The following is a 12200-nucleotide window of genomic DNA, read 5'->3' as shown; positions in this document are numbered from 1 at the left end:
TCGGTCCGCACGGTTTCCGGTTCGAGGAACACGAGCCGGCATTCGACGTTGGTGATTTTGCTCATGGGACGGCCTTTCGTTGTCAGGAAACAGGGTGTGTGGCGGCGGGACTCAGGGCGCGACGAGGACGACGTCCAGCGTCCGGGGGCCGTGTACGCCTTCCACGCGTTCGAGTTCGATGTCGCTGGTGGCGGACGGACCGGAGATCCAGGTCTGGGGCCGCGCGGGATCGAGGCGTTCGAGGGCCTGCGAAACGGATTCCACGATTTGGTCGGGGACGCGCACCAGGCAGATGTGGTGGTCGGGGACCAGGGTGATCCGCCGTCGTCCCTGATCCGGTGCGGCGTCCAGGATGAGCGTCCCGGTCTCGGCGATGGCCACGGCGCAGCCGGTGACGACGCTGTCGACGGTGTCGAGATCGGCGGCGGTGAGATCCGCCGTGTCCGGTACGCGTTCGACGGTGCCGGGCAGCCATGCCGCGGGGATGCCTGCCGGTGCGATCAGGGTGCGGGCGCCGCGGGCCGCGAGCAGGTCCGCGATCGTCGCGGGGAGGGCGGCGACGGTGGTGCGGTGGACGTGGGCGCGGTAGTCGGACAGGTTCGCGGCGAGCAGGTCGGCAGCCTGTGCCGCGGTATGTGTGCCATGGGTGCGGAGGTAGGCGCGCGGAACCGGTGTCCGGCCGGGCTGTTCATCGGGCGGAACGTCGGTGAGGGCTCGGCGGATGCGGGCGAGGATCAGGGTGCGACTGTTCACCGGGTGCCTCCGTGTGTCCTCTGGTTCTCGGTGCGCCGCCACCAGTCGCGGAAGGACTCGGCGGGCACGGCCGGTAGGTCGCGGGTGGCCGTCCAGGCGCGGCCGGGACCGGGCAGTCGGCGGAGGCGGAGCCGGCGACCGAGCGCGGTGAGGCGCTGCCCGGCACGCAGCGCGCGCGGATGGTCGAGGATCCAGCGTGTCGCGCGCATGATGCTGCGTTCGATCGTGTGCCCCGCACCAGTCTCGACGACCCGTTCCCGGAGGTGGACGAGCACCTCGGGGATGTCGATGGCGACCGGGCAGACCTCGTAGCAGGCGCCGCAGAGGGTCGAGGCGAACGGAAGCGAGGCGTCCACCTCGGAGGCGATGCCGCGCAGCTGCGGAGTGAGGATCGCGCCGATGGGTCCCGGATAGGCCGAGCCGTAGGCATGCCCGCCCGCGCGCTCGTAGACGGGGCAGACGTTCAGGCAGGCCGAGCAGCGGATGCATCGGAGCGCCTGCCGTCCGACCCGGTCGGCGAGGGTGTCGGTGCGGCCGTTGTCGAGCAGCACGAGATGGAAGGACCGCGGTCCGTCCGCGTCGGTGGTGCCGGTCCAGGTCGATGTGTAGGGATTCATCCGCTCGGCGGTGGAGGAGCGGGGCAGCAATTGCAGGAAGACCTCAAGGTCCTGCCAGGTCGGAACAACCTTTTCGATGCCGACGACCGAGATCAGCGTCTCCGGCAGGGTCAGGCACATACGGCCGTTGCCCTCCGACTCGACCACCACCAGGGTGCCGGTCTCGGCGACCATGAAGTTCGCTCCGGAGATGGCGACCTTGGCGCGCAGGAACTTCTCACGCAGATGCAGCCGGGCCGCCTCGGCCAGCTCCGCCGGATCGTCGGTCAAGTTGTGCGGTGCGGCGCGGCCCCAGTCCTGCATTCTGGCCGTGAAGATGTCGCGGATCTCGGATCGGTTGCGGTGGATGGCGGGGACGAGGATGTGGGAGGGGCGATCGTCGCCGAGCTGGACGATGAGTTCGGCCAGATCGGTTTCGTAGGCCGAGATCCCGGCCGCCGCCAGCGCGTCGTTGAGTCCGATTTCCTGGGTGGCCATCGATTTGACCTTGACGACCTCTGTCTCGCCGGTGGCTCGCACCAGCTCGGTCACGATGCGGTTGGCCTCAGCGGCATCGGCTGCCCAGTGGACGTGGCCCCCGGCCGCGGTGACCCCCTCCTCCAGTTGAACCAGGTAGTGGTCGAGGTGACGCATGGTGTGGTCCTTGAGCGCGGCGCCGGATTCCCGCAGCGCCGGCCAGTCGGCGAGCTCGGCGACGGCGGCGGCTCGTTTGGCGCGAATGGTGTGGGTCGCGTGGCGCAGGTTGGCCCGCAGCCGGGCATCCTGGGTGGACACCGCGGCGGCAGCGGGAAAGGCGGGCATGCCGATGTAGGTGCCGCTCATAGTGGGTCCTCCTGTGTACTGGCCAGGATCTCGGCGATGTGGACGGGCCGGATTCCTGCGTCGCGACGGCTGAGCGTGCCGCCGATGTGCATCAGGCAGGAGTTGTCGACCGCGCAGACCACCTCCGCGCCGGTGTCCTCGACGGCGCGGGCCTTGTCGGCGCCCATCGCGGCGGATACGGCCGCGTTCTTGACCGCGAAGGTGCCGCCGAATCCGCAGCATTCCTCGGCCCCGGCCAACTCGCGCAGTTCCAGCCCACGGACCGCCGCCAGCAACCGGCGCGGCCGGTCGCCCAGGCCGAGCATGCGCATCCCGTGACAGGTCGGGTGGTAGGTGACGGTGTGCGGGTAGTAGGCGCCGACATCGGTCACCCCCAGCACGTCCACCAGGAATTCGGTCAGCTCGTAGGTGCGGGGTGGCAGATCCGTGCCGCCTGCGACCAGGTGCGGATAGTTGTCGCGCACCATCGCCGCGCACGATCCGGACGGGACGACGACATGATCGTATCCGTCGAAGGCGGCCACTGTCCGGCGTGCCAGCGGCTGCGCCTCGCGCCGGTAGCCGCTGTTGAATTGCGGCTGGCCACAACAGGTTTGGCTTTCGGGGAAGTCGACCTCCAGCCCGAGCCGGGTGAGCAACCTGACCGTCGCCCGGCCGGTGCCCGGGTAGAGCGTGTCGTTGACGCAGGTAACGAAGACCGCTACGCGCACACCGGCTCCTCATCACCGCGGCGCCACCCTGCCTCGATCTCCTCCAGGGAGCGTTTGGCCGTCTCCGGGACCCGGGTGAGCACGAATATCGTTCCGAGCACGGAGAGCAGGGCGTAGATCCCGAATACTCCGAATCCGATCGCGCCCAGCAGATCCGGGAACGTCAGCGAGAAGATGAAGTTGAACACGTACTGGACGAAGGTGATCAGGCCCATGCCGACGGCGCGGGCGCGCAGCGGCAGGATCTCCGGTACGTAGAGCCAGAACACCGGTCCGACGCCGAATCCGAAGGCGAAGGTGAACACGAACACGCACACGATGTCCAGTGCGGAGGCGTGCGGGAACAGGGCCAGCAGCACCAGCGGCGGCACCTGCCCGCCCAGGCTCACGGCGAGCATTTTGACCCGGCCGATCCGGTCGATGAACGGCAGCGACAGCGCCGTCGACAGCACCAGCGCCCCGCCGACGCTGTAGTTGGCGATGGTGCCGGTGTCACTGCCATGGCCGGTGGCGCCGGCGAATACCGTCGGCGCGTAGTAGACGACCGCATTGATCCCGGTGAACACCTGGAAGAAGGTCAGGACCAGACCGATGTTCACCGCGCGGCGGTAGCGGCGGTACAGCTCGCGCAGGCCGGCGCCCTGATGGTTGAGGCTGTCCTGGATCTCGGCCGCTTCGGTGTCGGCCTCGGACGCCGAGGAGCGCAGCCGCGACAGCACCCGGTGCGCGTCGTCGGTGCGTCCGCGCAGCGTCAGCCAGCGGGGGCTGGCCGGGCTGAGGATCATGCCGATCAGGAAGAACACCGCCGGGACGGCGCCGAGGCCGAGCATCCACTGCCACGATCCGGTGCCGCGCAACGCGTCGCCGGTGCCGTAGGCGACCAGGATGCCCACGTTGACGCTGAGCTGGTACAGCGCGCTCAGCATTCCCCGGACGCGTTTGGGGGCGAGTTCGGTGAGGTAGATGAGCCCGAACATATTGGCCAGCCCAACCGCCAGGCCCAGCACGAACCGGGAGATCAGCAGCTCGGCGACCGTGCTGGACAGGGCGCAGCCCAGGGAGCCGACGACGAAGATTACGCCCGCCAGGATCAGCAGATGCCGGCGATCGAACCGCTTGGCGGCCAGCGTGCCTGCGACGATCGAGGGCAGCGCGCCGAGCAGGATCAGGCTTGCCACCAGGCCCTGCTCGGTGGATGTCAGCCCGAACTGCGCCGTGGCGAGGGGGAGTGCGGTGGCGATGGCGCCCGAGTCGTATCCGTAGAGCAGTCCGGCCATCCCGCCGAGTACCGCGACCACCCACACGAAGCGGGGGATCGGGACGGTCGCCTCCTCACGACGGTCGGCCGAACTGTCGAAGCGCACGGAACCAGCCATGCTTCCTCCATCAAACGAACGAATTTCCTATAGGAAATGTGGACAGGCGTCGAGTATGCGATGTGGCTCACAATCCGTCAACCCCTTGTCTAGCTGGATATATGCATAACTGCACCGTTCGATGCGCAGAAAAGCTTCCACAACTTGAGTATTTCCTATATGTTTTGGCTCACGTCGGGATTGCCGTAGCAAGGAGGTACCAAGGATGCAGCTCATGCGAGTAGGAGAGCCGGGCCGGGAACGACCGGTGGTCCGCGAGGACGACGGCACCCTGCGCGAGCTGACCCCGCTGACCACCGACATCGACGGACGGTTCCTGGCATCCGGAGGCATAGCGGCGACCCGGGCGGCACTGCGGGCCGGCACGCTCCCGGTCGCACGCGAGACGCAGGACCTCCGCATCGGTCCGCCCGTCGCGCGGCCGCAGGCCGTGCTGTGCATCGGCCAGAACTACGCCGCCCACGCCGCCGAATCGGGCAGCCCGCCACCCCAGGCGCCGATCGTGTTCTTCAAACATCCCAACACCGTCGTCGGCCCCTACGACGACGTCCTGCTCCCGCCCGGCGCCGAGCAGGTGGATTGGGAGGTGGAGCTGGCGGTGGTCATCGGAAAGCCGGCGCGCTACCTGGAATCACCGTGGGCGGCGGCGGAATGCATTGCCGGCTACGCCGTTTCACACGACGTCTCCGAACGGCGCTATCAGCTGCAGGATTCCGGTGGGCAATGGTCGAAGGGCAAGTCCTGTGAGACGTTCAATCCGCTCGGGCCCTGGCTGGTCCCCGCGGACGAACTGCCCCAGGGCCCGCAGGCATTGCGGCTGAGCAGCCGGGTCAACGGGCAGCCACGACAGGACTCCAGCACCGCGGACATGATCTTCGGCGTGCACGAACTGATCCGGCATCTGAGCCACTACCTGGTGCTCGAACCCGGCGACATCGTCAACACCGGGACGCCACAGGGCGTCGCGCTGTCCGGCCGGTTTCCCTATCTGCGCGACGGCGACGTAGTCGAGCTCGAGATCGAGCGGCTGGGCACCCAGCGCCAGCGGGTACGGGCACACCGGCAGGTGGTGTCGTGATGCGGCGCGTCGCCCAGGTCATCAGGGTGAAACCGGACCGGCTCGCGGAGTACCGGCAGCTGCATCGCGCCGTCCCCGAACCGGTGCTGGACCGGCTGCGGCGCAGCAATATCACCAACTATTCGATCCACCTGCTCGGCGACCGGCTGTTCAGCTACTTCGAATATCACGGCGACGATCTGGAAGCCGATCTGGCCGCCATGGCCGCGGACGAGGCCACCCGGCACTGGTGGCGGCTGACCGACCCGTGCCAGGAACCGGTCCCCGAAGCGCGCCCGGGCGAGTGGTGGGCGCCGGCGGAACAGATCTTTCTCATGGAATGAGGGCAACAATGACGGTACGAAACGAGACAGCGGACGCGCCGGCGGCGAGCGGGGAATTCGGCGGCCGGGTCGCCGCGGTCACCGGCGGCGCCTCCGGCATCGGAGCGGCCGTCGCCGCGGAACTGGCCCGGCGCGGCGCATCGGTAGTGGTGCTCGATCTCGTCACGGACGGCGTGCCCGCCGGGCTGGACCGGCAGCCATGCGACGTCACCGACAGCACCTCGGTCCGCGCCGCGATCGAGGCCGTCGAGCGACGCCACGGACGACTCGACATCCTGGTGAACAACGCCGGTATCGGCGCGCAGGGCACCGTCGAGGACAACGACGAGTCCGAATGGCAGCGAGTCCTCGACGTCAACGTCACCGGAATCGCCAGGGTCAGCGCTGCGGCGCTACCGCTGTTGCGGAAAACGGCGGCGGCCTCCGGCGAGAGTGCGGCCATCGTCAACACCTGCTCCATCGCCGCCACCGCCGGGCTGCCCCAGCGCGCGTTGTACTCCGCGAGCAAGGGCGCGGTCCTGGCGTTGACCCGCGCCATGGCCGCCGACCATGTGCGCGAAGGGATCCGGGTCAACTGCGTCAACCCGGGCACGGTCGACACCCCGTGGGTCGGTCGGCTCCTCGACGCCGCCGCAGACCCCGACGCCGAACGGCGGGCCCTGGCCGCCCGCCAGCCCACCGGCCGGCTGGTGACCGCGCGCGAAGTCGCCGTCGCCGTCTGCTACCTGGCCGGCCCGCTGGCCGGTGCCACCACCGGCACGGCGCTGGCCGTGGACGGTGGGATGCAAGGCCTGCGGCTGCGCCCGGTCGCCGAGGGTGCCACACGATGAGCGGGAAAAACCGGCCGGCCACCGTTCCGTTCGGCCGCGGGCGTCTCGAGATGACCGGTCTCGGTTTCGGCGCGGCCCCGATCGGCGGCCTGTTCGAGCCGATGACCGACGAGCAGGCCGACGAGGTTCTCCGCGCAGCATGGGATGCCGGAATCCGATACTTCGACACCGCACCCCACTACGGAGTCGGCCTGTCCGAACAGCGGCTCGGCCATTTCCTCTCCCAGCGCCCCCGCGACGACTATGTGGTGTCCACGAAGGTCGGGCGCCTGCTCGTCCCGCACAACGGCCCAGCGGCCGATGTCCAGGGCATCGACGGCTTCTACGACACCCCCAACCGGGACCGCCGGATCGACTTCAGCCGCGACGGCGTGCTGCGCTCGCTCGACGACAGCCTGCGCCGGCTCGGGCTCGACCACGTCGATATCCTGTACATCCACGACCCGGACGACCACGAGGAGCAGGCGCTGGCCGAGGCGTACCCGGCGCTGGCCCAGCTGCGCGATGAAGGCGTCGTCAGCTCCATCGGGGTCGGCGTGAACCAGACCCGCAGCCCGCTGCGGTTCGTCCGCGAGACCGACATCGACTGCGTACTCATCGCCGGCCGGTACACCCTGCTGGACACGCAAGCCGGTGCCGAACTGCTCCCGTTGTGTGCCGAACGCGGTGTCGACGTCGTCAACGCCGGAATCTTCAACAGCGGGCTGCTGGCCGACCCGCAACCCGGCGCGACCTACGACTACGAACCCGCACCGCACGAAATAGTCCAGCGCGCAACACATATCGCCGACATCTGCCGCCGCCACCAGGTCTCCCCGGCAGCCGTGGCGATCGCCTTCGCCCGTAACCATCCCGCCGTCCGCACCGCGCTGATCGGCATGCGCACTCCGGCGCAGGTACGGCAGAACAGCACCGCCGCGACGTCGGCCGTACCCGCCCGGCTGTGGGCAGATCTGTCCGCCGCCGGACTGCTGCCCGAAAACGGAGCACTCACATGACCATTCGCATCGATGCCCACCACCACCTGTGGGACCTCACCATTCGGGACCAACCCTGGATCACCGGGGCGGCGCTGGCGCCCCTGCGCCGCAACTTCGGCCTGCCCGAACTGGTGCCACAGGTCACCGCTCACGGCATCACCGCCACAGTGGTCGTCCAGACCGTGTCCGACGAGCAGGAGACCATCGACCTGCTCGCCCTCGCCGCGGACGCCGGCCCCATCGCCGCAGTCGTCGGCTGGACCGACCTGACCAGCCCAGATATCGCCGACCGGCTGGCCACCCTGCGCGAGCGGCCCACGGGCGCGTACCTGCGTGGCATCCGCCACCAAGCACAGGACGAACCCGACCCGCGCTGGCTCTGCCGCGCCGACGTGCGCCGCGGCCTGCGTGCCGTCGCCGAGGCCGGGCTGGTCTACGAACTGCTCGTCACACCGGCCCAGCTGCCCGCCGCCGTGGAGACCGTCGCCGCGGTACCCGAATGCCGTTTCGTACTCGACCATCTGGCCAAGCCAGCGGTCACAGCCGGGCTCGTCGAACCGTGGGCGAGCGATCTGGCCCGGCTGGCCGTCCTGCCCAACACCGTGTGCAAACTGTCGGGCCTGGTGACCGAAGCGGACTGGGTCACCTGGACGGTTCGCGACCTGCGCCCCTACGCCGACCGCGCGCTGTCGCTCTTCGGGCCCGAGCGGATCCTCTTCGGCTCGGACTGGCCCGTATGCACCCTGGCCGCCGACTACGGGAGGGTGGTACAGGCCACCGAAGAACTCACCATGGGCCTGACGGCCACCGAACGGGCGGCGGTGTTCGGCGGCAACGCCATCCGCACCTACCAGCTCAACCAGCCCGAGAGCTATATGCAATAGGATGTCGGAACAGTGGTCGAGTTGGCACGAAGAGGGGAAAAATGCTCGCCCAACAGCGCACGTTGCCGCATCGCGAGGCATTGGCCGACACCGTCTATGAAGCCGTCAAGGCCATGATTATGGACCTTGAAATCAAGCCGGGCGAACGCGTCGGCATCGAGGCGATCGCGCGCACCCTGGAGGTGTCCCCCACACCGGTACGCGAGGCACTGGCCCGCCTGGCAGCCGACGGCCTGGTCACCAAAAGGTCCCTGGCCGGCTACCGGGCCACCGAACTACTCACCCCGCAGGGACTCGAAGAGCTCTTCGAAATGCGCCTGCTGCTCGAACCGAAAGCCGCCGCGCTCGCGGCCGAGAACTGCGACGAAACCCACCTGGACCGCATCGAGGACATCCTCGAGCGAATGCGCGCCTGCCCCTACTCCGGTGAGCGCTACGCCGACTACGGCGAGTTCGCGGCATTCGACCAGCTCTTCCACGACACCATCGCCGCCGCCAGCAGCCGCCACCTGCTGGCCAACGCCGTCGAACGACTCCACTCACACCTGCACATCTTCCGCCTCGGCGGCGTCCCGGGCGGCGGTCAGCTCACCATCGCCGAACACGACCGCATCCTGCGCGCGATCCTGCGCCGCAACCCCGACCGCGCCGCGGACGCCATGACCGAACACCTCCAACTCAGCCTGGAACGCCAACGCGCCCGCCGGTAATGGAGCCCTGTCCGCGGGAAGCATGGTGGCCCAACGAAATCCCGTGACGCCTGCCTGCGCTAAATCTGCATCCACCAACGTGGTTTTTCGGGCTGACCTGCGGGATTGCGCATATGTGTGGTTACAACGGCATGAGGTTGTGTTTGCGGGGGCCGTGCTCGACTGACTTGTCCCGTAAGAGCCGTAGCGCCTTGCGGATTCCGAGCCGGGTGTGGGCGGGTTCGATGACTGCGTCGATGTAGCCGCGTTCGGCGGCGGTCCAGGGTGTGGCGACTGTGGCGTTGTAGTAGTCGATCAGTTGTTGGCGCAGGGCGGGGCGGTCGGCTTCTGGGGCTGCGGCGAGTGTTCGCCGTTGGGTGAGGCCGACGGCGGCCTCGGCGCCCACGACCGCGATGCGCGCGGTGGGCCAGGCCAGGTTGATGTCTGCGCCGAGCGATTTGGAGCCCATAACTGCGTAGCCGCCGCCGTAGGCTTTGCGGACGTTGATGGTGACGATCGGCACGGTGGCTTCGACGACTGCGTAGAGGAACCGGCCGCCGCGTTTGATGACGCCGATCTTCTCCTCCTCCAGGCCGGGTAGCACACCTGGGGTGTCGACGACGAAGACCAGCGGTAGCCCGAATGCGTCACAGAGCCGGATGAAATGGGCTGCCTTGTCTGAGCTGCGGGCGTCGATGGATCCGCTGGAGATCAGCGGCTGGTTGGCGACGACACCGACAGGGTGGCCATCGACACGGGCGAATCCGGTAATCATGTTGCGGGCGTTCGCATCACCGATCTCGTGGAACTCGCCGTCGTCGAAGATCCGGAGCAGGATCTCGTACATGTCGTAACCGGCGCGATCGGAGTCGGGGATGATCGTGTTCAGTTCCCGATCGCTGTCGGTGATCTCCGGTTCGAGGCCCGGATTGACTACGGGTGGCCGGTCGAAGCAGTTGGACGGCATGTAACTCAAGTAGTTCCGCACCCAGTCGAAGGCTGCTTGTTCGTCGGATGCGACGTGATGAATGTTGCCGTTCTCGGCCTGGGTGAAAGCACCGCCGAGCTCGTCGAGAGTGACCTCTTCGCCGGTGGTCTCGCGGATGATGTCGGGACCGGTCACGAACATGTACGCCGACTCGGTGGCGACCAGCACGTCGGTGTTGATCGGTGAATAGACTGCGCCGGCAGCGCATTTGCCCAGCATCAGTGACACCTGCGGCACGACGCCGGACAGTCGTAACTGTCGCCGGCCGAATGCTCCGTACCACGCGAGCGAGGTCACCGCGTCCTGGACTCGCGCGCCGCCTGAGTCGTTGATGGCAACGAACGGGCAGCCGATATCGGCGGCGAAGTCCATCGCTTTGGCGACCTTGCGCCCGAACGTCTCACCGACCGATCCGCCGAAAACCGTCTGATCGTGCGAGATGACAACCGCTGCACGGCCATCGATCGTCCCGCGGCCGGTGACCACGCCATCGCCGTAGAGTGCGCCGGGGGTGCCGGGCTGTTTCACCAGTGCATCGAACTCGAGGAAACTGCCCGCGTCCAGCAGCATCGCGATGCGTTCGCGGGGGCTCGGGATGCCCTTCGCCGCACGTTTGGCGATCCCTGCCTCCCCGGCCGGCTCCTTCGCGACTGCCAAATGCTTGCGCAGTGTGGTGAGTTTATCGGCAGTCGTCTCCACGGAGGCGTCCTCCTTCGCGCTGGCACCGGGTGCGCCGGTTCTTGGTCGGAACTCCGACCGTAAATCGCGGTGGACAGGTTCACAACGATGTGTACTGCAATAGACTCAGCAGGGTGTCGTCCACAGCAAAACCCCGCAGTACGCCCAGTTACCAGGCACGAACCGGTCGAACCGTCGAGGAGCACACTCGGGCGATGATCATCGCCGCGGCGGAGCGGTTGATGGCGGCCAGGATCGCTACGCCGGGCGGTTCCCTCGATCGCTTGACGATCGCCGAGGTGTGCGCCGCCGCGCGCGGCTACATCCGCCGTGATGGCACCGAGGGCCCAATCCCCAAGGCGACCATGTGGAAACACTTCAAAACAATCGAAGCCCTGGCCGCTGCGGTCGTGGAAAACATGACCGCCGAGGACCGGACGGTTCCCGCCGAGATCGCAGCTTTGGCCGCCCGTGACAGTCATGCCGGCACTCGTCCCGAGAACCCCGATGTGCAGCGACTGGAGGCACGGTTCTCTGCCCGGCATTTCGACATCACGGGCTTGGAAGGCCAATTCGAGGCCGCAGCGGCGCGCGGCAACCACTCCGACATGTTGTTCTGGTCGGCCGAGCTGGCCGAACGTCACCTGCAGCACCACCGCCGCGGGGACCGGCAGCCGATCATCACTGCCCGAGACTGGGCCCGACGCGGTCTCGCCCTGGTCGATCCCGACTCGCGCCTGGACGCCATGATGGGCATCCGGTGCACCCGCACAGCGACCGCGGCCGAGACGGCGCTGGCCAGGCGGGCCGACTACGAACCCACGGCACTGAGCCGGATCCGATCGCTCGAGGAGACCGAGTCCGCGTTGGCCGACGTCCTCGGTTGGGACCTGCACCGCGAACTCGCCCGATTCCACGCCGAACACGCCCGTGCCCTCAGCGAAGAGGATCCCGAGCGGGAAATGCGCGCGTACGCCGCCATCGGCGCCACGCTGACCGGCCTATGTGCGGCCAATCCGACCTCAACCCGCGAGCCTCAGGACGTCCTACGAGCGGCGGAGCTGGCCGACATCATCGTCGGACTGTGCCGAATCGACATGGCCTACGCCACCCATCCGAACTACCAGGAGATATACACCACGACGTTCGGTGACAACATGGCCGCAATTACACGAAATCTGCTGGCGTGCTTCCCCGCAACCATCAGCGAACGTCCCCGCCACGAGGGCAACGTCCGAGCGCTGCTTCGCCTGGCCGATCTGACCCGCCGCCTCGATCACCCCGACACGGTCGCCAGTACCGACCACATTGCGTCAGCTATCCAGGATTACGGTCAAGCGTCCAGCGATCTGCTCCGCACCGCCGAGTACGGCACCATCCGTGACGTTCTGATGGCGCGCTATCTCACCGCCAAAGCCCACGCCCTCACCCACCTCGCCGGCACACCACACGATCCCGGAGCAATCATCGCC

At 68.0% G+C, this 12200-nt stretch carries 12 protein-coding genes; 7 read left to right on the top strand and 5 right to left on the bottom strand.

What is annotated here, in order from left to right:
* Window positions 1-111: 111 nt before the first annotated feature.
* Genes KO481_RS41740 through KO481_RS41725 form a run of 4 tightly spaced genes read right to left on the bottom strand, consistent with a single transcriptional unit; the run spans window position 112 to window position 4278 of the window.
* Window positions 112-753: a LutC/YkgG family protein gene (locus KO481_RS41740; RefSeq protein WP_215924136.1), complete on the bottom strand. Its 642-nt coding sequence runs from the start codon at window positions 751-753 to the stop codon at window positions 112-114.
* The gene (locus KO481_RS41735) at window positions 750-2192 is read right to left on the bottom strand and encodes a lactate utilization protein B (RefSeq protein WP_245402282.1); all 1443 of its coding nucleotides are present in this window, start codon (window positions 2190-2192) and stop codon (window positions 750-752) included. The genes KO481_RS41740 and KO481_RS41735 overlap by 4 nt, the downstream gene beginning before the upstream one ends.
* Window positions 2189-2902, bottom strand: coding sequence for a (Fe-S)-binding protein (locus KO481_RS41730; RefSeq protein ID WP_215924134.1), 714 nt, complete (start codon window positions 2900-2902; stop codon window positions 2189-2191). Before KO481_RS41730 ends, KO481_RS41735 begins: the two co-directional genes overlap by 4 nt.
* Window positions 2893-4278: a sugar porter family MFS transporter gene (locus KO481_RS41725; RefSeq protein ID WP_215924132.1), complete on the bottom strand. Its 1386-nt coding sequence runs from the start codon at window positions 4276-4278 to the stop codon at window positions 2893-2895. The genes KO481_RS41730 and KO481_RS41725 overlap by 10 nt, the downstream gene beginning before the upstream one ends.
* Before the next feature lie 214 nt (window positions 4279-4492).
* Here KO481_RS41725 and KO481_RS41720 point away from each other — a divergent pair, with 214 nt between their 5' ends.
* The 6 genes from KO481_RS41720 to KO481_RS41695 are packed head-to-tail and all read left to right on the top strand — an operon-like array spanning window position 4493 to window position 9083.
* Window positions 4493-5356 carry a fumarylacetoacetate hydrolase family protein gene (locus KO481_RS41720; protein ID WP_245402281.1) on the top strand — a complete coding sequence of 288 codons (864 nt, stop codon included), beginning with the start codon at window positions 4493-4495 and terminating at the stop codon, window positions 5354-5356.
* Entirely contained in the window at window positions 5356-5679 is a 324-nt protein-coding gene (locus tag KO481_RS41715) for an L-rhamnose mutarotase (protein ID WP_245402288.1), read from the top strand. Before KO481_RS41720 ends, KO481_RS41715 begins: the two co-directional genes overlap by 1 nt.
* Window positions 5680-5687: 8 nt before the next feature.
* Complete coding sequence (locus KO481_RS41710; RefSeq protein ID WP_215924126.1) at window positions 5688-6509, top strand: SDR family NAD(P)-dependent oxidoreductase; 822 nt, start codon at window positions 5688-5690, stop codon at window positions 6507-6509.
* Window positions 6506-7507 carry an aldo/keto reductase gene (locus KO481_RS41705; protein WP_215924124.1) on the top strand — a complete coding sequence of 334 codons (1002 nt, stop codon included), beginning with the start codon at window positions 6506-6508 and terminating at the stop codon, window positions 7505-7507. The genes KO481_RS41710 and KO481_RS41705 overlap by 4 nt, the downstream gene beginning before the upstream one ends.
* Window positions 7504-8373 carry an amidohydrolase family protein gene (locus KO481_RS41700; RefSeq protein WP_215924122.1) on the top strand — a complete coding sequence of 290 codons (870 nt, stop codon included), beginning with the start codon at window positions 7504-7506 and terminating at the stop codon, window positions 8371-8373. The genes KO481_RS41705 and KO481_RS41700 overlap by 4 nt, the downstream gene beginning before the upstream one ends.
* 41 nt (window positions 8374-8414) lie before the next feature.
* On the top strand, window positions 8415-9083 hold the full coding sequence (locus KO481_RS41695) for a GntR family transcriptional regulator (RefSeq protein WP_215924120.1): 669 nt from the start codon (window positions 8415-8417) through the stop codon (window positions 9081-9083).
* Window positions 9084-9204: 121 nt separating this feature from the next.
* Here KO481_RS41695 and KO481_RS41690 read toward each other — a convergent pair whose 3' ends face one another.
* Complete coding sequence (locus KO481_RS41690; RefSeq protein WP_215924118.1) at window positions 9205-10749, bottom strand: acyl-CoA carboxylase subunit beta; 1545 nt, start codon at window positions 10747-10749, stop codon at window positions 9205-9207.
* Between the two features lie 113 nt (window positions 10750-10862).
* Here KO481_RS41690 and KO481_RS41685 point away from each other — a divergent pair.
* A partial coding sequence (locus KO481_RS41685) for a TetR/AcrR family transcriptional regulator (RefSeq protein WP_215924116.1) occupies window positions 10863-12200 on the top strand: 1338 nt, incomplete at its 3' end.

The sequence above is a fragment of the Nocardia albiluteola genome (genome assembly GCF_018860155.1).
Lineage (GTDB): Bacteria > Actinomycetota > Actinomycetes > Mycobacteriales > Mycobacteriaceae > Nocardia > Nocardia albiluteola.
Note: the sequence above shows the minus strand (reverse complement) of the source record. Positions and strands in the feature narration are given on the sequence as shown.